The organism is Thermanaerovibrio acidaminovorans DSM 6589 (assembly GCF_000024905.1).
Taxonomy (GTDB): Bacteria; Synergistota; Synergistia; order Synergistales; family Synergistaceae; genus Thermanaerovibrio; species Thermanaerovibrio acidaminovorans.
In genome coordinates, this window is the sequence record NC_013522.1 from 14,054 (window position 1) to 35,491 (window position 21,438).

19 protein-coding genes and 1 riboswitch are annotated in these 21,438 nt (G+C 61.9%); of the genes, 15 read left to right on the forward strand and 4 right to left on the reverse strand.

All coding sequences use genetic code 11. From position 1 onward, the window contains the following. The first annotated feature begins 11 nt into the window (after positions 1 to 11). The 14 genes from TACI_RS00060 (at position 12) to citF (ending at position 15,085) form a co-directional block, all read left to right on the forward strand. On the forward strand, positions 12 to 998 hold the full coding sequence (locus TACI_RS00060; RefSeq protein WP_012868769.1) for an ABC transporter ATP-binding protein: 987 nt from the start codon (positions 12 to 14) through the stop codon (positions 996 to 998). Continuing rightward, entirely contained in the window at positions 999 to 1,964 is a 966-nt protein-coding gene (locus TACI_RS00065) for an ABC transporter ATP-binding protein (protein ID WP_012868770.1), read from the forward strand. A gap of 115 nt (positions 1,965 to 2,079) precedes the next feature. Then, positions 2,080 to 3,075: a glycosyltransferase family 4 protein gene (locus TACI_RS00070; protein ID WP_278007123.1), complete on the forward strand. Its 996-nt coding sequence runs from the start codon at positions 2,080 to 2,082 to the stop codon at positions 3,073 to 3,075. Between the two features lie 98 nt (positions 3,076 to 3,173). Next, on the forward strand, positions 3,174 to 3,854 hold the full coding sequence (locus TACI_RS00075; protein ID WP_242601114.1) for a hypothetical protein: 681 nt from the start codon (positions 3,174 to 3,176) through the stop codon (positions 3,852 to 3,854). 45 nt (positions 3,855 to 3,899) lie between these two features. Then, positions 3,900 to 5,243, forward strand: coding sequence for a sugar phosphate nucleotidyltransferase (locus TACI_RS00080; RefSeq protein WP_012868773.1), 1,344 nt, complete (start codon positions 3,900 to 3,902; stop codon positions 5,241 to 5,243). A gap of 64 nt (positions 5,244 to 5,307) precedes the next feature. Continuing rightward, positions 5,308 to 6,402, forward strand: a complete 1,095-nt coding sequence (gmd, locus tag TACI_RS00085) for a GDP-mannose 4,6-dehydratase (RefSeq protein WP_012868774.1) — start codon at positions 5,308 to 5,310, stop codon at positions 6,400 to 6,402. Further along, positions 6,402 to 7,358, forward strand: a complete 957-nt coding sequence (locus TACI_RS00090) for a GDP-L-fucose synthase family protein (RefSeq protein ID WP_012868775.1) — start codon at positions 6,402 to 6,404, stop codon at positions 7,356 to 7,358. The genes gmd and TACI_RS00090 overlap by 1 nt, the downstream gene beginning before the upstream one ends. Then, on the forward strand, positions 7,355 to 7,480 hold the full coding sequence (locus TACI_RS09360; protein WP_278007109.1) for a hypothetical protein: 126 nt from the start codon (positions 7,355 to 7,357) through the stop codon (positions 7,478 to 7,480). Before TACI_RS00090 ends, TACI_RS09360 begins: the two co-directional genes overlap by 4 nt. A 56-nt stretch (positions 7,481 to 7,536) precedes the next feature. Next, the gene (locus TACI_RS00095; protein ID WP_164925056.1) at positions 7,537 to 8,349 is read left to right on the forward strand and encodes a glycosyltransferase family 10 domain-containing protein; all 813 of its coding nucleotides are present in this window, start codon (positions 7,537 to 7,539) and stop codon (positions 8,347 to 8,349) included. A 115-nt stretch (positions 8,350 to 8,464) separates the two neighbouring features. Continuing rightward, positions 8,465 to 8,666, forward strand: a riboswitch (cobalamin riboswitch). Between the two features lie 170 nt (positions 8,667 to 8,836). Then, positions 8,837 to 10,771, forward strand: coding sequence for an aconitate hydratase (locus TACI_RS00100; protein WP_012868776.1), 1,935 nt, complete (start codon positions 8,837 to 8,839; stop codon positions 10,769 to 10,771). Between the two features lie 301 nt (positions 10,772 to 11,072). Next, positions 11,073 to 12,326 (forward strand): isocitrate dehydrogenase (NADP(+)), encoded by a 1,254-nt coding sequence (icd, locus tag TACI_RS00105; protein WP_012868777.1) that lies wholly within the window; start codon positions 11,073 to 11,075, stop codon positions 12,324 to 12,326. Positions 12,327 to 12,396: 70 nt separating this feature from the next. Next, positions 12,397 to 12,657, forward strand: a complete 261-nt coding sequence (locus tag TACI_RS00110) for a citrate lyase ACP (protein WP_242601159.1) — start codon at positions 12,397 to 12,399, stop codon at positions 12,655 to 12,657. Beyond that, positions 12,654 to 13,532, forward strand: a complete 879-nt coding sequence (locus TACI_RS00115) for an HpcH/HpaI aldolase/citrate lyase family protein (RefSeq protein ID WP_012868779.1) — start codon at positions 12,654 to 12,656, stop codon at positions 13,530 to 13,532. Before TACI_RS00110 ends, TACI_RS00115 begins: the two co-directional genes overlap by 4 nt. After that, positions 13,529 to 15,085, forward strand: a complete 1,557-nt coding sequence (citF, locus tag TACI_RS00120; protein WP_012868780.1) for a citrate lyase subunit alpha — start codon at positions 13,529 to 13,531, stop codon at positions 15,083 to 15,085. Before TACI_RS00115 ends, citF begins: the two co-directional genes overlap by 4 nt. A 79-nt stretch (positions 15,086 to 15,164) precedes the next feature. On the opposite strand, the gene TACI_RS00125 is transcribed toward citF, so the two are convergent. The 4 genes from TACI_RS00125 to TACI_RS00140 all read right to left on the reverse strand — a co-directional run bounded on the left by TACI_RS00125 (position 15,165) and on the right by TACI_RS00140 (position 19,645). Next, positions 15,165 to 15,632, reverse strand: a complete 468-nt coding sequence (locus TACI_RS00125) for a hypothetical protein (protein ID WP_012868781.1) — start codon at positions 15,630 to 15,632, stop codon at positions 15,165 to 15,167. Further along, entirely contained in the window at positions 15,629 to 16,825 is a 1,197-nt protein-coding gene (locus TACI_RS00130) for an ATP-binding protein (RefSeq protein WP_012868782.1), read from the reverse strand. Before TACI_RS00130 ends, TACI_RS00125 begins: the two co-directional genes overlap by 4 nt. 102 nt (positions 16,826 to 16,927) lie before the next feature. Beyond that, the gene (locus TACI_RS00135) at positions 16,928 to 18,046 is read right to left on the reverse strand and encodes a M20/M25/M40 family metallo-hydrolase (RefSeq protein WP_012868783.1); all 1,119 of its coding nucleotides are present in this window, start codon (positions 18,044 to 18,046) and stop codon (positions 16,928 to 16,930) included. 60 nt (positions 18,047 to 18,106) lie between these two features. After that, entirely contained in the window at positions 18,107 to 19,645 is a 1,539-nt protein-coding gene (locus TACI_RS00140) for an AbgT family transporter (protein ID WP_012868784.1), read from the reverse strand. Between the two features lie 410 nt (positions 19,646 to 20,055). Between TACI_RS00140 and rocD the strand changes: the two genes are divergently transcribed. After that, entirely contained in the window at positions 20,056 to 21,264 is a 1,209-nt protein-coding gene (gene rocD, locus TACI_RS00145) for an ornithine--oxo-acid transaminase (protein ID WP_012868785.1), read from the forward strand. The last annotated feature ends 174 nt before the right edge of the window (positions 21,265 to 21,438 follow it).

The window sequence follows — 21,438 nt, forward strand, 5'->3', positions numbered from 1 at the left end:
GGGTGCTTGGGATGTTGCTTTCTATAGAGTCCTTGAGGACCTCCTTCCACACGGATCACGGGGTGGTTCGGGCGGTTGACGGGGTCAGCTACCAGGTGAAGCCCGGGGAGACCCTCTGCGTGGTGGGCGAGTCGGGGTGCGGCAAGTCGGTCACCGCCCTGTCGGTCATGGGGCTCCTTCAGAAGCCCTCCGGTCGGGTGGACGGGGGCAAGATAGTCTTCCAGGGGGTGAACCTGCTGGAGCTCTCCGAGGCGGAGATGCGGAAGGTGCGGGGCAACTCCATATCCATGATCTTCCAGGAGCCCATGACCAGCCTTAACCCGGTCTTCACCGTAGGCGAGCAGATAAGGGAGCCCTTGATGCTCCACCAGGGGCTCACCAAGTCCCAGGCGGACGAGAGGGCCCTGGAGATGCTGGTGAAGGTGGGCATATCGGAGCCCCGCAAGAGGCTGGACTCGTACCCCCACCAGATGTCCGGTGGCATGAGGCAGCGGGTCATGATCGCCATGGCCCTGGCGTGCAACCCCAAGCTGTTGATCGCCGACGAGCCCACCACCGCCCTGGACGTGACGGTCCAGGCCCAGATACTGGACCTGATGCGGAACCTGAAGAAGGACTTCGGATCCGCCATAATGCTCATAACCCACGACCTGGGGGTGGTGGCGGAGATGGCGGACCGGGTGGTGGTCATGTACGGGGGCCAGGTGGTGGAGGAGGCCCTGGTTCGGGAGGCCTTCAAGGACCCGCTGCACCCCTACACCCGGGGGCTTCTGGAGTCCATACCCCGGCTGAACGAGGACCGGGACCGACTGGCGGTGATCCCCGGCTCGGTGCCGGATCCAAGGTACTTCCCCGCCGGCTGCCGGTTCTCCAACCGGTGCGCCAGCTGTCACGACCGGTGCGTGGTGGAGGGACCCCCCTTCTACCAGCTGAGCGACGGGCGCAAGGTCAGGTGTTTCCTCTACGACGGGGACTCTAGGGTTACGGGGGTGGAGTAGATGGATGCCATTCTTAACGTGGAGGGGCTGGTGAAGCACTTCCCCATCCGCAAGGGGCTGTTCCAGTCGGTGGTGGGTCACGTGAAGGCGGTGGACGGGGTGAGCCTTAGGATCCCCAAGGGCAAGACCATGGGCCTGGTGGGGGAGAGCGGCTCCGGCAAGACCACCACCGGCAGGACCCTGCTTCACCTGATAGAGCCCACCGCGGGCAAGGTAACGTTCGACGGCCAGGACGTGTCCGCCAAGCTCAAGGAGGACCCCCGTTGGGTCCGGCGGTCCATGCAGATAATCTTCCAGGACCCATACGGGAGCCTCAACCCCCGCAGGACCGTTATGGACATAGTGGGGGAGGCGCCGCTGTACCACCGCATAGTGGACCGGTCCAGCCTTGCGGACTACGTGGGCCAGGTGCTGGAGATGAGCGGACTGAAGCCCAGCGACGCCATGCGGTATCCCCACGAGTTCTCCGGCGGCCAGCGGCAGAGGATAGGCATAGCCCGGGCCCTGGCGGTGAGGCCCCGGTTCCTGGTGTGCGACGAGCCGGTCTCCGCCCTGGACGTGTCCATCCGCAGCCAGATACTGAACCTGCTCAAGGACCTGAGGGACCAGCTGGGGCTAACGTACCTGTTCATATCCCACGACATGTCGGTGGTCCGTCACATATCGGACCACGTGGCGGTCATGTACCTGGGCAAGCTGGTGGAGTCCGCCCCCAAGGGGGCCTTCTTCAAGGAGCCCCTGCACCCCTACTCCAAGGCGCTCCTCTCCGCCATCCCCCTTCCGGACCCGGATGCCAAGTCGGAGAGGATAATCCTGGAGGGGGACGTTCCCTCACCGGTCAACCCACCGTCGGGCTGCCGGTTCCATCCCCGGTGCGCCTACGCCATGGACCGGTGCAGGACCGACGAGCCCCCGTTGGCGGATGTGGGGGGGCGGGAGGTGGCCTGTTGGCTCCACTGCCGTTAGGCTTGAAGGTATCGTTCAAGGGATATAACATGGTCGGCGGGAGGCTAACGAGCCCTCCCGCCGATCGGTTTTCACTGCCTTAGGAAGGGGCCTTGATAGATAAATGAAAGTAATGATGATCCTTCCGGAGTTGGTAGAAGGGGGGGTTGAACGTCATGTGCTGGATCTATCCAATCATCTCTGCACCATGGGACATCGGGTGTGGGTGGTTTCCGCCGGGGGTTCCCTGGAGGACCGGTTGTCACCGGACGTGGAGGTGCTCCACCTGCCGGTCCATCTAAAAAACCCGGCAACCGCCCTCTACTCCGCGGTTAGGATAGCCCGTATTGCAAGCAACAACAGGCTGGACGTGATCCACACCCACTCTAGGGTCCCCAATTGGATAGGGTGGTGGGCTTCTAGGATGTCCCGGGTACCCTTGGTGATAACCGCGCACAGTTGCTACCGCAGGAACGTGGCCCTCCTTCCCATTAATAGAGCCGATGGGGTTATATGTGTGAGCGAATCGGTGCGCGAGCACCTAGGAGAACTGCTGCCTGTGAGGTCTGCGGTGATTTTCAATGGCATGGAAGAGCCGTCGGTTACTTGGGTCGGTGACCCAGGGGGTATTCCGTCTTTCCTTTTCGTGGGGCGGATAACCCAAAGCAAGGGGTTGGGGGTTCTCCTCGAAGCCCTTGGGGGTGTTGATGGGGATTGGCGGCTTGATGTGGTGGGCGATGGCCCCCAAAGGCACCAGATGGAGGCTCTATCTTGCCGGTTGGGCCTCTCAAACCGTGTAACCTTCCACGGCTTCAGGGATGACGTGGACCATTGGATGAGCCGTTGTTCCTGCTTCGTCTTCCCCTCCCTGGAGGAGGGGATGGGTAGGACCCTGATGAGGGCAGTTCAGATTGGAACCCCTGTCATGGCATCAAACCTGCCGGCGGTGAGGGAGCTCGCCTTGGATCCCTCGGAGCTTGTTCCAGCCGGGGACCCATGGGCCTGGAGGTTCGCCCTGGCCGGATTCCTCCGGGGGGAACGCCCGTCGGCCCGTTTTGACCCGGGGAGGATACCGTCGGTTCAAACCATGGCCCTAAGGGTCTTGGATGTCTACAGGGGCGTCTTGGCTTGATCTCCGGTTGGTTTGCTTTTCGTGTATATGCCATTATCATTTGAATTATAGAATCTGGAGGGGGGATCCGAATGCCGAGGGTTTTTAGTCTTTCACTGTTGTCTTTGTTGGTTGCGATGTTGATTGCCTCCGGTGCCAGCGGGTTCGTCAGCAAGAAGGAAGAAGGGGAGAGGCTGGGAATGGAGGTGCGGGGGAGGATACTGTCGTCCCACTACCACTCCAAGAGTGACCTAGCCCTATGGCGTCAGCTGGTCCATGGTCAGGGTATATCCCCGGTTGAGAGGATAGGGGCTGGGCTTGCCTTGGTGGATCGGTTGTTTCCTGGTGGAGATCCCTCCATGTGGTCCAGCGTCTCTGGTCTGATGGAGGAGGAGGTCCCTAGGTCCCTTGTGGCGGCGGACGCGGTACTTTACACCGCCTACCTGGCATACGAGGCCCTGCCGGAACCGGAGGGTGCGTGGCTGGCTTACATCCTGATGAAGCCCTTCTTCAGCTCCTCCGGGGCTCGCCTGACATTCGGAAGGATCTGTCCTGAGCCACTGGCGGAGCTGATGGACAGGATGAGCCGGGACGGTGTGGAGCCTCCGGAGGGTTGGCCCGAGCCTTTCAGGGTGGTGGGCTACTTCCCGATGGCCCACCCGGTCTCCGGGTCGGTTGCCATGGACCAGGTGCTTCTGTATGGCATGGAGAGGCTGGATAATCAGGGAAGACCCTCCGAACAGGGTAACGCTTACGCCTGGGACCGGGAGGCGGGGGTCCTCTACCGGATATCTCGGTAGAACGCCGGTTTCAATGGATCTCGTTACCTGGAGTTCGATCTGCCCATGAAGGTTGTCATACTTGCCGGTGGAGGTGGCACCAGGCTTTTCCCCCTTTCACGGTCCTGGCTGCCCAAACAGTTTCTTGAGTTCGATGGGAAGCGTTCCCTCTTGGGCTTGACCTTGGAGAGGGCCATGGGGATAGTCAGACCTTCTGATCTCGTGGTGGTGACAAACCCTAAGCACCGGGATCGGGTCATGTTGGAGCTGGAATCGGTGGGAGCATTGGGGGCTCACCTGGTGTTGGAACCCGTGGGCCGCAACACCGCATCCGCGGTGGCCCTCGGGGCGTCATATCTGCTGAACCTTGGTGTCCCGCGGGGGGAGGTTATTTTGGTGGCCCCGTCGGACCACATCATGGGTCCAGCTGGGGAATTCGTTGGGGCGGTGGATAAGGCCTGTGAGCTGGCCTTGAGGGGCCGTTGGGTGGTTTTTGGGGTTAGACCCGCAGGTCCCGAGACCGGTTACGGCTATATAGAGGTTGGAGGTCCCGTTGGTCCCGGGTTCTTGGTTAGGTCCTTTCGAGAGAAGCCGGACGTTGAGTCCGCCAGGGCCTATGCGGAGGACCCGCGATACTACTGGAACTCCGGCATGTACTGTCTCACCCTAGGGTGTCTCATGGATCAATTGGAGCGGCATATGGAGGATCTGTACCGATTGGTATCCCGTGGCTACGATGAATTTATCTCCGCCTTTGCCGACTCCCCGAGCGTGTCCATAGACCGGGGCCTGGCTGAGAAGTCCAGCGATGGGGCAATGGTGCCATTTAATGGAGATTGGAGCGACATAGGTTCCTGGGACGCCATATACAAATGGCTTCAGAAGGACGGAGATGGCAACGTGATATCCGGCGACTGCGTTGCCTTGAACTGTGAGGGGTCTCTCATAATGGGCCAGGGGCGGCTCATCGCTGCTCTGGGTCTGCGGGACATGCTGGTGGTGGACGGTGGAGACGCCATTTTAGTGGCTCCCAGGAATGAGTCCCAGCGGGTTGGTCTGTTGGCGGAGAAGCTTGCGAGTTTAGGGGGCCGAGAGTTGCCCGAACTCCTGGCCGGATGCGTTAATGGGGTATCCTGCAGGTCCCTGATCCGAGGGGTGGGTTACGATGTGACGGAGGTCCAGGTGAAACCTGGCGGCGCCATCGATCCACATCATCACGCTAAGTCCAGCGAAAGTTGGGGGGTCATCGAGGGCAAAGCCCGGGTCACTATTGGTAACCGGGAGATGACGGTTTTGGCTGGAGATGGGGTGTGGGTACCCGTTGGAGAAAGTTGCCGGATCGAAAACGTTGGCGATGGACCCCTTCGGTTGGTGGTGGTTCGGATCGGACATAAGGTCTTTGGTGGGTAAGAATAAATCCGGTGCGGATTTCGCGATGGGAGAGGATAGTGGCAATGTGGGGAGTGCGGATAAATTGAAAAGGGCCCTCATAACAGGGATAACGGGACAGGATGGGGCGTACCTGGCGGAGTTTCTTCTGTCCAAGGGATACGAGGTCCATGGTCTCAAGAGGAGGTCGTCCCTCTTTAACACCGGCCGGATAGACCACCTATACCAGGACCCTCACGTGGAGGGCCGAAGGTTGTTTCTTCACTATGGAGATCTGACCGACTCATCAAGCGTGATCCGGATCCTCCAGGAGGTTAGGCCCCACGAGATATACAACCTGGGGGCCCAGAGTCATGTCAAGGTGTCCTTTGAGACTCCGGAGTACACCGCAAACGGAGATGGTCTGGGGGTTTTGAGGGTACTGGAGGCCATAAGGATCCTAAAGATGGAGGACAGTTGCAGGTTCTATCAGGCCTCCACCAGCGAGCTGTACGGAAGGGCCTCTGAGGTGCCCCAGCGAGAGACCACCCCTTTCTACCCCCGTAGCCCCTACGGAGCGGCAAAGTTGTACGGTTACTGGATCACGGTAAACTATCGGGAGGCCTACGGGATCTTCGGTTGCAACGGTATCCTGTTCAACCACGAGTCGCCCCTTAGGGGAGAGACCTTTGTGACCAGGAAGATAACCCGCGGGGCCGCTAGGATATCCCTTGGACTTGATGATAGGCTATACCTGGGAAACCTGGACGCCCGGAGGGACTGGGGACATGCCAGGGACTATGTTAGGGCCATGTGGATGATGCTTCAACACCACGAGCCGGGGGACTACGTGATAGCCACCGGACGCTGTCACACCGTGAGGGAGTTTGCCGAGTTGGCGTTCTCTAAGGTTGGCATATCGTTAAAGTGGATTGGCAGCGGGGTGGAGGAGAAGGGGATCGACGCCGATACCGGCCGGGTGTTGGTGGAAGTGGATCCAAGATACTTCCGCCCCACCGAGGTGGACGTGCTCCTGGGTGATTACACCAAGGCCCGTGAGACGCTGGGCTGGGAACCCACCGTGACCCCGGAGGAGCTGGTGGATGAGATGGTGTCTTACGATCTAATGTTAGCCGAGCGGGAGAGGCTTTGCTCCAGGTCCGGTTATCCCGTGCATCCCCCCATGGAGGGGGCGTTGTGATGGCCTTCGACGTTCCGGGCCCAATTTTCGTTGCGGGGCATAGGGGTCTTGTGGGATCTGCGGTTATTAGGCGCCTATCGTCTCTGGGCAGAGAGGATGTTATAACCGCTGATAGGTCTGAGCTGGATCTTACGGATCAGGCGGCGGTAAGATCCTTCATGCGGCGAGTTCGTCCCGGTTGCGTGTTCCTATGTGCAGCCAAGGTGGGTGGGATAATGGCCAACGCCAAATATCCCGCGGATTTCATAGGTGAGAATCTGGCCATAGAGGTGAACGTTATCCGGGAGGCCTTTGGAGCTGGGGTTGGGTTGCTTCTGTTCCTCGGGAGTTCCTGCATATACCCCAAGCTATGTCCGCAGCCGATCCGGGAGGATTACCTTCTGAGCGGGCCACTGGAAGCCACGAACGAGGCCTATGCGGTGGCCAAGATAGCGGGGCTTAAGATGTGCGAGGCCTACAGCCGCCAGTATGGCGTGTCCTATATATCCGTCATGCCGTCAAACCTGTATGGTCCTGGTGATAACTTCCATCTGGAGACGTCCCACGTTTTGCCCGCCATGATCCGCAAGTTTCACGAGGCCAAGGCAAGGGGAGCGGAACAGGTGGTCCTCTGGGGAACCGGGAGCCCCCGCAGGGAGTTCCTACATGTGGATGACCTTGCATGTGCGAGCGTGTTCCTTCTGGAGAACTATCGAGGCTATGAGCCGATCAACGTTGGGACCGGTACCGATGTTACCATAGCGGAGTTGGCCGATATGGTAAGGAACGTGGTGGGTTTTCGAGGGCGGGTTGTCTGGGATTCCAGCAAGCCGGACGGAACACCGAGGAAGCTTCTGGACGTTTCCAAGATAAGATCCATGGGTTGGAGCCCCTCAATAGGGCTTGAGGAGGGAATTCGCTCCACCTATAGGTGGTTCCTGGATAACTGGCGGGATGCCAGGGGGTATGCCGGATGAGGATAAGGGTAAGCACCGCCTTTCCCCATTGGCCTCTGAAGTTGCAGAGCCCATCCGGTAGCGGAGTCTGGGATGGGGTCGAGTTCCTGGTGGACCAGGAGGTGGATCGGGCGGATGGATAGTCTTCGAGGGCGTTAGAGAGGTCCAGAGTACCGTCTGTCCCGGCGAGAGGGTGGTTTTGGTAACCTTTGAGCCTCCGGCTATAAAGTCCTACGACCCAAGGTACACCAGACAGTTTGCCCGAGTTCTCACGTGTCATGCCATGGACCATGGAGGGTTGATCCTGGGGCAACAGTGTCTTCCGTGGCACTACGGAAGGAACGTGTCCGGAGAGGGAGACGACAGGTTCCTGGAGAGCTACGACTCCCTTGTTGCGGACGATCCATTTTCGTGTAAGGAACGTTTGGCCTCCGTTATATGCTCCGCCAAGCGGAGCCGGGATTGTCACCGCCGTAGGAACCGGTTCGTGGAGCTCCTTGGGGGGGCTGGAATCGATGGGCTCGATCTCTTCGGCCGGGGCCGGGCCCGGGAGGTTTCCTGCAAAAGGGATGCCATTAGGCCCTACAGGTACCACGTGGTGCTGGAAAACTCGTCATGCCCGCACTATTGGTCCGAGAAGCTGGCGGATGCATACCTGGGGGGGGCTTTCCCAATCTACTGGGGCTGTCCCAACCTGGAGGAGTACTTCCCTGAGGGTTCCTTCGCCCGGATAGACATAGATGATCCGGAGGGGGCCGTGAATGCCATTCGGGAGATCATTCAAAGCGATGCCTACTCCAAGGCTGTTCCGTTGCTTCGGCTGTGCAGGGAGCTGATTCTCGAGAGGTACAACTTCTTCCCTACAATGGCTAAGCTGATTAGATCCCTTGATGCGGGGGAGACCAGGCGAGTGACGCTGAGGCCCGAGGAACTCTTCTCCATCAGGGGGCGTATACGGCGGATCAGGTTAGGGATAAAGCGAATGATGGGCGCCGAGTGCGATATGAGATGAAGGGTCTGGAATCCCGCAACCCTTTCATCGACAGCGCCGAAGAGGGATGCTAATTTACTGAAAAATATGTATTTTACAGTCTCCGCTTGACAAATTGTCGTTGAGCATGGAGAATTCCCCCCAAGGGATCTAGGGTCCCGGTATTTAAAAAACTTGAACTGCTTCGGGTGAACGGGAAGCCGGTGAAAGTCCGGCGCGGACCCGCCACTGTAAGCCTGACTCTGCGAGCGTTATCCACTGGGGATTTGGATCCCTGGGAAGGGGCCCGTTAGGGGATGAGGGTGAGCCAGGAGACCGGCCCGGGGCAGCGGCGGGAGAAGTCCGCGGAGATCGGACGTTCTACCGGGGTGACGCCATCAGGGTGGGCTGGGTCCTTCGTACCCTCCTTGTGGCATTGCACGGATAGTTGGATCTTCGCGGAAGCGGAGGTCCATTTTTTTTGATGCGGTAGCTTTGCTTATCTATCTAAAGAAAGGAGCTGTTGACCGTGGGACTCACGCTAACCGAGAAGATCTTGAACCCTCACGTGGTTGAGGGAAGGCCTGAGAGGGGGGAGAGGGTAGGTATCAGGATTGACCAGACCCTCACCCAGGATGCCACCGGTACCATGACGTATCTCCAATTCGAGGCCATAGGAGTGGAGCGGGTGAGGACGGAGCTCTCGGTTAGCTACGTGGATCACAACATGATCCAGGAGGATTTCAAGAACCCGGATGACCATCGGTACCTGATGGACGTGGCCAAGAAATACGGGATAGTCTTCTCCCCCCCGGGCAACGGCATCTGTCACCAGCTTCACGTGGAGCGCTTCGCGGTTCCGGGCAGGACTCTCCTGGGCAGCGACTCTCACACCCCCACCTCCGGCGGGGTGGGGATGCTGGCCATCGGAGCGGGGGGCATGGACGTGGCCTTGGCAATGGCGGGGGAGCCCTTCTACGTCAACTACCCTAGGATAGTAAAGGTGCACCTGACCGGCCGTCTTGGCCCCTTCGTCTCCGCCAAGGACGTGATCCTGGAGGTGCTGCGCCGCATAGGGGTCAAGGGCGGGGTTGGCAAGGTGCTGGAGTACTGCGGTCCCGGTGTTGAGACCCTGTCGGTGCCAGAGCGGGCCACCATGGCCAACATGGGGGCCGAGACGGGGGCCACCTCCTCCATCTTCCCCAGTGACCAGGTTACCCGCCGTTGGCTGGCCGCTCAGGGCAGGGAGGAGGCCTTCGTGCCCTTGGAGGCGGACCCGGACGGGGTCTACGACCAGGAGATAGAGATAGACCTGTCCCGAGTGGAGCCCCTGGTGGCGCTGCCCCACCAGCCGGACAACGTGGTCCCCGTGAGGGAGGTGGCGGGGATGGAGATCCAGCAGGTCATGTTCGGCTCCTGCACCAACTCCTCCCTCCGGGACCTGGAGTCGGTGGCCCACATCCTGGGGGACGGGCCGGCGCACCCGGAGGTGGACGCGGGCGTATCCCCCGGGAGCCGCCAGGTGCTGCACCACATAGCCGCCTCCGGCGCCCTGGAGAGGATCCTCTCCGCCGGGGTCAGGATCCTGGAGGTGAGCTGTGGGGCCTGCATAGGCATGGGCTTCGCTCCCCCCACCGAGGGGGTCTCCCTGAGGACCATAAACCGCAACTTCCTGGGCCGCTGCGGCCATAAGACGGGTAAGGTTTGTCTGGTTAGTCCCGAAACTGCCGCCGCCTCCGCTGTGGAGGGGAGACTGACGGATCCAAGGGACTTCGCCCAGCGCCGGGGTCTTAAGCCCTTCGTCTTCGTCCAGCCCGAGAGGTTCCACGTGGACGACCGGCGGTTCGTGTTCCCCCCCGAGGACGGATCTTCGATCCAGATCCGCCGGGGGCCAAACATAGCGCCCTTGCCCGCCATGGAGCCCCTGGGGGAAATGGTCTGCGGCCTGGTGCTTCTGAAGGTTGGGGACGATATAACCACCGATCACATAATGCCCGCGGGGGCCAAGGTCCTGCCCCTGAGGAGCAACGTCCCGGCCATATCAAAACACGTTTTCCAGGTGGTGGACGGCACCTTCCCCGAGAGGGCCCTGGCCTCCGGCGGTGGCTTCGTTGTGGGGGGCGCCAACTACGGACAGGGTTCCAGCCGGGAGCACGCTGCCCTGGCCCCCCGCTACCTGGGGGTGAAGGCGGTGCTGGTGAAGAGCTTCGCCCGGATCCACCTGGCCAACCTGGTGAACTTCGGTATCCTGCCCCTGGTCTTCCAGGATCCGGCGGACTACGACCGGATAGACCAGGGGGACCGGTTGGAGCTGGCCACCGATGAGGTGCGGGCCGGATCGGTCTTCCGGGTTACCGACGTCACCAAGGGCATCCAGGTGCCCTGCACCACCCCGGTGGGGGAGGAGGACCTCAATGTGATAATGGCCGGCGGCAGGCTCAACTACGTTAAGGCCCGACGATAGGGCAATTATGATAATTCGGTAAAGCGAAGCAAAGAAAAAGGTTCCCCGGGGGCGGCCCTCTCGGAAGACGTAAACCCTTGCCCAGTTTGCTCCCCTTCCGGAGACGGCCAAAAGGTACCGAACGGCAGTAGCGCCTCCGCTTCCGCACCCCGGGGCTTTTTTTTAACTACCGCCACGTTTTGCCTCTTGATGAGGGCTACGCGGGCTACATGGGTTGCCCGGATCCGTTGGCCGCGGACGGGGTGACTTCGGATCCCATAGCGGGGCCTTGGCCCCGAAGGAAAGGGAGGGAGCAGGTGTGATGAGGTTTGAGGGACTGGAGCTCAAGATCTACAAGGCCCCCGAGAGCGGGGAGAGGATCCTCTTCGATGGTGGCCGCCTTCAGGTGCCGGACGAGCCGGTGATCCCCTACGTGGAGGGGGACGGCATCGGGGTGGACATAACCCCCGCCATGAGGATGGTGCTGGACCAGGCGGTGAGGAAGGCCTACGGGGGCAGGAGGAGGCTCCACTGGTGGGAGATCTACGCGGGTCAGAAGGCCATGGACATGTTCGGCACCGCGATCCCCGAGGACTCCTTCAACGCGGTGCGCTACTTCCGGGTGGCCATAAAGGGTCCCCTCACCACCCCGGTTGGAGGCGGCTTCAGGAGCCTGAACGTGGCGTTCAGGCAGGAGCTGGATCTCTTCGCCTGCGTGAGGCCCGTTAGGTGGTTCGAGGGGGTCCCCGCCCCTCTGAAGCGTCCCCAGGACGTGGACATGGTGATCTTCCGGGAGAACACCGAGGACCTGTACGCGGGGATAGAGTGGGAGGAGGGTACCGATGAGTGCCGCCGGGTGATAGAGTTCCTCAAGGGTATGGGGAAGGAGATCCGGGTGGACTCAGGCATAGGCATAAAGCCCATCTCCAGGACGGGGACCGAGCGGCTGGTCCGGATGGCTATCCAGTACGCCATCGCCAACCGCCGCAAGTCCGTAACCCTGGTCCACAAGGGGAACATAATGAAGTTCACCGAGGGGGCCTTCATGAAGTGGGGCTACGAGCTGGCCAAGCGGGAGTTCGGGCACGTGTGCATCACCGAGCAGGAGGTGTCGGAGCTCCACGGGGGCGTGGTGCCGGAGGGTAAGATAGTGATAAAGGACCGGATCGCAGACGCCATGTTCCAGCAGATCCTCCTGCGTCCTTCGGAGTACGACGTTTTGGCCATGCCCAACCTGAACGGGGACTACATGTCCGACGCCCTGGCGGCGGCGGTGGGGGGCCTTGGTCTGGCCCCGGGGGCCAACATGAACGACCAGGTGGCCTTCTTCGAGGCCACCCACGGCACCGCCCCCAAGTACGCCGGTCAGGACAAGGTTAACCCCGGCTCCCTGATCCTCTCCGGGGTGCTCATGTTGGAGCACCTGGGCTGGAGGGAGGCGGCGGAGCTGGTGATAAGGGGCATGGAGAGGGCCATAAGCGAAGGGGTGGTAACCTACGACCTGGCCCGCCAGCGGGAGGGGGCCCGGGAGGTCTCCTGCTCCGCCTTCGCCAGGGCCATATGCGAGAGGATGTAGGTTAGCGGGGCGGATGATGGCGGGGGATGGATCCCCCGCCGTTTGTTTGGGGGGGGTGTTAGAGTTGATTGTGGAGTCTCGAGCGGGCACGCTGGAGTCCTCGGACTGTCTGGTGTGCGTGTACCCGTCGGACCGAGTGGAGGTTCGCCTCAAGGGGGTCTGCGCCAGGATGTACCCGGAGCGGACCCGGGCGCTGGTGGAGGAGGGGCTATGCCGGATGGGCATAACCGGTGCGCTGGTGGAGATCCAGGACCAGGGGGCCATCCTTCCCACCCTCAGGGCCCGGCTTAAGACCGCCCTGAGCAGGGCCGTTGGGGGTGTAGAGGGATGAGGCCCGTGAGGTCCATGCTTTACGTGCCGGGTAACAGCCCGGGGATGCTGCAGCACTGCGCCACCTTCGGGGCGGACAGCGTGCTTCTGGACCTGGAGGACGCGGTGGCCCTGTCGGAGAAGGACGCGGCCCGGGACCTGGTGTGCGAGATGCTCAAGGTGCTGGACTTCGGGTCCGTGGTGGTCACCGTTCGGGTGAACGGGGCGGACACGGAGTTCTTCCAGGAGGACCTTAGGGCGGTGGTTCCCTTGAGGCCCCACGCGGTGAGGATCCCCAAGTGCTCCTCCCCGGAGGACGTGATCCTGGCGGACCGCCTCATGGGCCGGATAGAGGAGGAGCATGGGTTGCCGGTGGGCAGCGTGAGGATCCACGCCATGCTGGAGACCGCCCGCGGGGTGGTGAACGCCCTTGAGATAGGTCGCAGTAGCCCCCGGGTGGAGGCGCTGACTCTGGGAGGTCAGGACCTGACGGCGGACATGGGGGTGAGCAAGACCCGGGAGGGCTGGGAGCTCTTCGTGGCCCGTAGCCAGGTGGCGCTGGCGGCCCGGAGCCTTGGCCTTCAGGCGCTGGACACGGTTTGGGCTGACGTGGATGACCACCAGGGGCTTTACGAGGAGGCCCGCCGGGTGGTGGGGCTTGGCTTCACTGGCAAGGCGGCCATCCACCCGAGCCAGATAGAGTGGATCCACCGGGCCTTCGTGCCGGAGTTGTCGGAGGTGGAGCGGGCCCGCCGGATAGTGGATGCCGCCTGTAGGGCCCATGCGGAGGGCAAGGGGGTTGTGTCCGTGGACGGCCGGATGGTGGACGCGCCGGTGGTGAGGCGGGCGGAGAACACCCTTCGTCTCTGGGAGATGGGGGAGGTGGAAGGTCTGTGAGGTTTGTGGAGAACGCCATAGGACGTCCGGTGCCCCTTGAGGTTCCCGGTTTCGGTGCCGTGATCCCCTATGGTGGTCCGTTCTGCCGCCTGGGAGAGGAGGTTCCCCGGGTGAGCCCCCCAATGAGGGGCTATCCGGCCCGGAGGGACAAGGTGACCCATGACGTGGAGGAGGCCATAAGGAGGTCCGGGCTGGAGAGCGGCATGACCGTGTCGTTCCACCATCATCTGAGGAACGGTGACGCGGTGATGTGCCGTGTGCTGGAGGCCTGCGAGAGGCTTGGTATAAGGGATCTTACGCTGGCGCCCAGCTCGCTGACCGACGCCCACGAGGAGGTGTCGGGTTTCGTCCGGCGCGGTGTGGTGAGGATGATCCACACCTCCGGCGTTAGGGGTGAGGTTGGTAAGGCCATAAGCCGGGGAGAGCTGGAGGTTCCGGTGGTGATCCACAGCCACGGCGGCCGGGCCCGGGCGATAGAGGAGGGAAGCATAAGGATAGACGTGGCGTTCCTTGGGGCCCCCAAGTGCGACCGGATGGGGAACTTTACCGGCATGCTGGGCAGGTCCGCGTGCGGGTCGCTGGGTTACGCCCAGCAGGACGCCCGCTACGCCCGTCACGTGGTGGCGGTGACGGACGACCTTTCGGAGGATCCGCTTGGTGTGGTGTCGGTGCCCCAGTATCTGGTGGACCAGGTGCTGGTGGTGGACAGCCTTGGTGATCCCCGGAAGATAGCCACCGGTGCGGCCCGGATAACCCGCAACCCTGTGGACCTGAAGATTGCCCGGGACGCGTTTCGGCTGATCCTGGCGTCGGGACTGATGGAGGACGGGGTGTCGTTTCAGGTGGGTGCTGGAGGGGCGAGCCTTGCGGTGGCCCGCTACGTGAGGGAGCACATGAGCGCCAAGGGTATCCGTGGCAGCTTCGGGTGTGGCGGTGTGACGGGTTACATGGCGCAGATGCTGGAGGAGGGTCTCTTCCGGGTCCTTTACGACGTTCAGAGCTTCGACGCGTCGGTGACGGGATCCATGTTGAGGAACCGGAACCACGTGGAGATAGACCAGTCGTGGTACGCGAACCCGCTGAACCGTGGTTGCGTGGTGAACCATTTGGACGTGGTGGTTCTTGCGGCGCTGGAGGTGGACGTGGATTTCAACGTGAACGTGCTGACCGGCCATGATGGTGTGTTGCGTGGTGCATCCGGTGGCCACTGCGACACCGCGGCGGGGTCGAAGCTGTCGGTGGTGGTGCTTCCGTCGTTCCGGGGTGGAGTGCCGTCGATCCGGGAGCGGGTGGGATGTGTGGTGACCCCGGGGGAGACGGTGGACGCCATAGTGACCGAGCGGGGAGTGTGCGTGAACCCCCGTTGTGTGGATCTTGCGGAGTCCGCCAGGCGGATGGGCCTTTGCGTGAAGGACATAAGGGAGCTGAAGGAGGAGGTGGAGAGGCTGACCGGAGTTCCCCGGGAGGTTGAGGAGGACAGGAGCCGGGTGGTGGCGCTGGTGGAGTACCGGGACGGGAGCGTGATAGACACCGTTTTCCGGGTGGATTGCTGAGCCGGGTGTGATCGTCGAGTTGGATGTGGCGCGGCGGCCCCGTAAATGGGGCCGCCGGCTTACGTGGGCCCTTTTAGGGTCAAGGATCGCACTTGTCCAGGTCCAGCCTGGGGACCGGGCGGGAGACCCCCAATTGGGACAGTTTCCTTAGGCCATGGTCGTTGGATCTAATGTGTACCCCATCGGTGGCGATCCAGTAGATTCGGTGCTTCATCCCCCAGAGCTCTTTGGCGTTCGTCTCGGCCCACTTTTTGAGCCATTGGGCCTTCTTGACGATCTGGCTTACCTCGCTGGTGTGGGCCGGGTGGACCTCCACGAAGAAGGCCTTATCCTCTTTGTTGTTTTCATATCCTATCACGTAGTCCCACCGGCTATCCTGGGGCATCTGGTCCTTCAGGTCCTTGTCCAGGTCCACGCTGCCCAGGATCATACGGCTGTCCTTGCAGGTGACCTTGCTGGAGTTGTTCCCCAGGGCCTTGAGCCCCCGTTGCATCCTAAGGCCCCCCACCGCCTGGAGGGCCCTCTCGAATTTGCTGGGACCGGTCACCGGATGGCCCCCCTCTCCGCCTTGGCCACCGTCTCGGAGATCCCGCAGCTGTAGGATACGATCCCCCCCCATCCGGATATGTCCGGGTCGTCGCTGGAGGGGTCCAGGGTGGATATGTCCTTGACATGCACCAGGTGGTCCTTCCCTTGCCCCAGCTGGAACCCGTAGACCTGGATCTTCTTTTCCAGGAGACTGTCCACCATGTCCTTCACGTCCCCCCGGGCGGTTTTTAGCCCCATCATCTCCGATATGAGCTTCACCTTGTTGCTCCTGTCCCTGGCGTTGTATTTGGACAGGATCCTGGCATTTATCTCCCTGATGGCCCACAGGGCCTCCAGCACGCTGGGGGAGTGGGTGGAGATGACCACCCGGTAGCCCCTGTGCAGCATGTCGAACACCAGGGGGAGGACGGAGGAGAAGATGGCCCGGGGGTGAAGCCCCATCTCGGGCTCCTCGATCACCACCCACTGGATGTTGTCGTCCTTGGTTTTCTTAGAGGAGGGGAGCAGCCGGTAGCAGCTCATCAGGAAGGGGAAGAACTCCCTCTGTCCGGTCGACCAGGCGGTGTAGGATACTCCGTAGTTATCCCTCCCTCCCCCCACCTTGAGGACCACCTGTCTCTGCATTGACAGGTCCCCCATGGAGACCTTGGCCCCGTGGAAGACCCCCCAGTCGATCTGCTTCCGCATGGGGCCCTTGAGCTTCCACTTGGTGGGGAAGATGTTATCTCGGGAGGAGATGTTATCCATGTGGGTTCGGAGGGCTTCGCTGAAGTTCTTGAGCACGAAAGGGTCCGTGGAGCGGTAGGCCCTGTATGGCTGGGGCCAGCCGGCGGGCATGGATATGGCCCTCTGGGCGGGGATGTAGAACAGGGCCTCCTGGGTGGGGTGACCCTTCGGTTCGGAAGCCAGGTCCACCGGTTCCCCCTGGAGCAGCATCTGGCTCGATTCATTCCAGCTGCGCCCCATGCCCAGCCCCAGGTAGGCGTCCAGCAGGGCCCTTGGGTTGCCCCTTTGCCAGTCCTGGCCGAAACTGGCCATGGTGTCCTCCACGTAGGCCCTGTCGATGGCCAGCTTGAACAGCTGGAGTAACACGCTCTTGCCCGCCCCCTGGGGGCCCACCAGAACGGTGAGGTCCCCGAACCGCATATCCGCCTGGGCGATCTGTGCCACGTTCCTGACCTGAAACTCCATGAGTCAACCCCCAAATTTTGGTCGAATACCAGGCTATTATAGCCGACAAGGGCCCCCAGGGTGATGAGGACTCGGGGGGCCCGTCCTTGGGGCCTTGGGGGCCTAGGCGCCGGCGAAGGAGCGGATTATCTCCAGCACCATCCGGGCGGAGGTCTCCAGGTCCTTCACGTGGATGTGCTCCTCCAGGGTGTGGACCTTCCTCATGCCAACCCCCAGGTTAACCGAGGGGATCCCCTTGGAGTTGAGCACGTTGGTGTCGCTGCCGCCGCCGGTGGAGGTGGTGGTGGGGGTCACCCCCATGCGCTCCAGGGCCCTCTTCACCATGGCCACCGTGGGGTGTTGGTCGTCCAGCCGGAAGGGGGGGTACGCCCGGGTGACGGTCACCTCTGCGGAGCCCCCGAAGTGGGAGGCCGCCTCCTCCAGGCATTGAACCATGTGGCGGCTCTGGCGGTCCAGCTTCTCCTGGTCCAGGCTTCGGGCCTCGGCCCTTATGGTAACCTCGGGGGTGACGATGTTGGTGGCCCCGCCCCCCATGATGTAGCCCACGTTGGCGGTGGTCTCCGGGTCTATCCTCAGCAGGTTCATCCGGTCGATGGCCCGGGCAGCGATCATGATGGCGCTTACGCCTTCCTCCGGCGCCACCCCCGCGTGGGCGCTGCGTCCCCGGATCACCGCGTCTATCTTGTCCTGGGCGGGGCCGGAGGTGATGATCTGTCCCACATCCCCGCCGCTGTCCAGCACGTAGCCGTGCTTAGCCCTGAGGGCGGATGTGTCCAGGTTGAAGGCCCCCTTGAGGCCCCCCTCCTCCCATATGGAGAAGACCACCTCCACGTCACCGTGGGGGATGGAGTTCTCCTTGAGGACCCGCAGGGCCTCCAGGATGGCGGTGATGCCCCCCTTGTCGTCCGCCCCGAGTACGCTGGTGCCGTCGCTGTAGACCGTGTCGTTCTTGACGATGGGGTTGATGGCGTCGCAGGGGGTGACGGTGTCCATGTGGGCGCTGAATAGGATGGTTGGGGCCTCCACGGTGCCCTTGAGGCGGCCTATCACGTTCCCCGTCTGGCCCCCCACCTTGTCGCCCGCATCGTCCACGGTGACCTGAAGCCCCATCTGGGCGAGCTTGGCCACCAAGAGGTCCGCCATGGCCTTCTCCCTTCCAGAGGGGCTAGGTATGCGCACCAGCTCCAGGAACTCCTCCAGCAGCCTTTCCCGGTTTATCAAGTCGAGTCGCCTCCTTCTAACGTTAGAGGGGGCCTTTGGGCCCCCTCGGGACTTCTTGGATTATAGCCTTATGAACGCTCCGGGTCCTATGGGGAGTCCCAGCAGGAACCAGATGACCAGCAGGGCGGTCCAGCCCACCAGAAAGGCCAGGGAGTAGGGGAGCATCATGGATATGAGGGTCCCCATGCCGATGTCCTTCCGGTACTTCTGGGCGAAGGCCACGATGACCGCGAAGTAGGACATGAGGGGGGTGATTATGTTGGTGCAGGAGTCCCCGATACGGTAGACCAGCTGGGTGAAAGCGGGGGTGTAGCCCAGGGCCATGAACATGGGGACGAAGACCGGGGCCATTATGGCCCACTTGGCGGAGGCGCTTCCGATGAAGAGGTTAATGAAGGCCGCCACCAGGACGAATCCGATTATTAGGCTGACGCCGGTCATGCCCGTGGCCTTGAGGAGCTCCGCCCCCTTGACCGCCAGGATTATGCCCAGGTTGGACCAGCCGAAGTAGGCCACGAACTGGGCGGCGAAGAAGGCCAGGACCAGGTAGCTGCCCATGGTGGACATGCCCTTGCCCATGATGTTGGCCACGTGCTTGTCGTTCTTCACCGAGCCGGTGGCGATGCCGTAGAAGACCCCGGGGATGAGGAACGAGGCGGCGATGAGGGGCACCAGGCCCATCATGAATGGGGTGTGTCCCAGGATCTTGCCCTCGTCATCCCGGAGGATGCCGTTTGAGGGGGCCACCAGGACGGCCACGATGGCCACGAAGATAAGCAGGCTCAGCCCCGCCCAGCGGAGGCCCTTGCGCTCCTGGTCGGTGATGGTGGATATGTCGTGGTCATCGTGATCTCCCCCGTGGTACTCTCCCAGCCGAGGCTCCACCACCTTCTCGGTGATGACGGTGCCTATGATGGAGAGGACGAAGGTGGAGGCCGCCATGAAGAAGTAGTTATCCGTGGGGTTCACGATGTAGCCCGGCTGGAAGATGTTGGCCGCCGCCTGGCTTATGCCCGAGAGGAGGGGGTCCAGGGTGCCCACCAGAAGGTTGGCGCTGAAGCCCCCGGAGACGCCGGCGAAGGCGGCGGCCAGTCCCGCCAGGGGATGCCGCTTGAAGCCCATGAATACTATGGCCCCCAGGGGAACCAGCACCACGTAGCCCGCGTCGGAGGCTATGTTGGACATGACCCCCGCGAAGACCACCACGAAGGTGATGAGCCTCTTGGGGGTGCTGAGCACCAGCTTCTTGAGGCACGCCTGGATGAGCCCCGTGCCCTCCGCCACCGCCACTCCCAGCATGGCCACCAACACGGTGCCCAACGGGGCGAAGCCGGTGAAGTTGGTCACCGCCTCGGAGACGATCCGGCGGATCCCTTCCTTATTGGTGAGGCTGACCGCCTCCACGGTGACCTGCTCCGCCACCCCCTTGGCGATCCTCTCGTAGGTGACCTTGAGTCCCATGGATCCCGCTATGCCGGATATGATGATTATGGCCACCCCAAGGATGAGGAACAGGGTTGCCGGGTGGGGTAACTTGTTGCCCCCCTTCTCCACCAGGTCCAGGAACCGGTTGAACAGCCCTCGTCGCTTCTGACTCAAAATGCATCCCTCCGTTTGGTTTATGATGATGAAGATGAAGCGCCCCTTGGTGGGGGTTCATTGCCATGCGGCCTTGGTTCGAACCATCACCTCACTTAAGAAACACAATTCAAATTCGGGATATTTTTCCAGATTTTGCGTCGCAACGGAAGGATACCATGAAAACCGATCTTCAAAAGGCACGGATATTACTTTTTCTTTTCTGGCTATTATGCGGGAGTTCTGGTAAGATCTGGATCGGTAGCCGGGCCCGCCGCGGCGAATCATGGGGGGGTTGCCCTTCAATCCCGAATGGTGTAAACTTTCGAAAGAAAATAGTTCAATGCCCCGCCGCGGATCTCGCATGGAAGGCCCAGTCGACGGAGGACGGTCCCAACCTGGCGAGGCTACAAAAAAGGAGGAGAGGCCGGATGTACACTTCCAAGGAGCTCATGGAGATGGAGCACAAGTACGGTGCCCACAACTACCATCCCCTCGAGGTGGTTATCAGCAAGGCGGAGGGCATATGGGTGGAGGATCCGGAGGGGCGCCGCTACATGGACATGCTTTCCGCCTACTCGGCGGTTAACCAGGGGCATCGCCATCCCAAGATAATACAGGCCCTGAAGGATCAGGCGGACTTGGTGACCCTCACCTCCCGGGCGTTCTACAACGATCGTTGGCCCCTCTTCGCCAAGAAGCTGGCGGAGTTCGTGGGCAAGGACATGGTGCTTCCCATGAACACCGGCGCCGAGGCGGTGGAGACCGCAATAAAGACCATGCGCAAGTGGGGCTACCTGGTGAAGGGGGTTGAGCAGGACAAGGCGGAGATAATCGTCTTCGAGGAGAACTTCCACGGCCGGACCACCACCATCATCTCCTTCTCGGTGGATCCGGACGCCAGGGACCACTACGGCCCCTACACGCCGGGCTTCGTCATCGTCCCCTACGACGATCTGGAGGCGGTCAAGCGGGCGGTCAACAAGAACACGGTGGGCATCCTGGTGGAGCCCATCCAGGGTGAGGCGGGTATCCGGGTTCCCAGCGACGGGTTCCTCAAGGGACTTGAGCGGATCTGCCGGGAGAACAACGTGCTGCTGGCGGTGGACGAGGTCCAGACCGGCTTCTGCCGCACCGGCAAGACCTTCGCATTCCAGCACGAGGGGGTTGACCCGGACATCATAATCATGGGCAAGGCCCTGGGCGGTGGGGTGTTCCCCGTCTCCGCCGTGGCGGCCAACGAGAACGTCCTTGGGGTCTTCAAGCCCGGCACCCACGGTTCCACCTTCGGCGGCAACCCCCTGGCCTGTGCGGTGGCCATGGCGGCCATTGACGTGCTGGTGGAGGAGAAGCTGGCGGACCGGGCAGCGGAGCTGGGCAAGTACTTCATGGATGGGCTCAAGGCCATCCAGGCCAAGACGGACAAGATAAAGGAGGTCCGGGGCAAGGGGCTGCTGATCGGGCTGGTGCTGAACGAGTCCGCCGGCAAGGCCCGGATCTACACCACCGCCCTGAAGGACAAGGGGCTCCTCTGCAAGGAGACCCACAGCTGGATCATCCGCTTCGCTCCCCCTCTGGTGATCACCAAGGAGGAGATCGACCGGGCCCTCAAGATGATCGAGGAGGTCTTCGTGGGGTAGGCTTGCGATCCGTCACCCCCGGCCACGGGATAACCGGGCCGGGGGTTTTTGTTCTATGGGGGCTGGGCTTTAAACAGTGGTAGGGTGATAAAATAAAAAAATAAGCAGGGACTCTTAAGGTAACGAGGGACTGTTATCCTAGAGATATGGTTTGCCAACTTTGATCCAACGGAG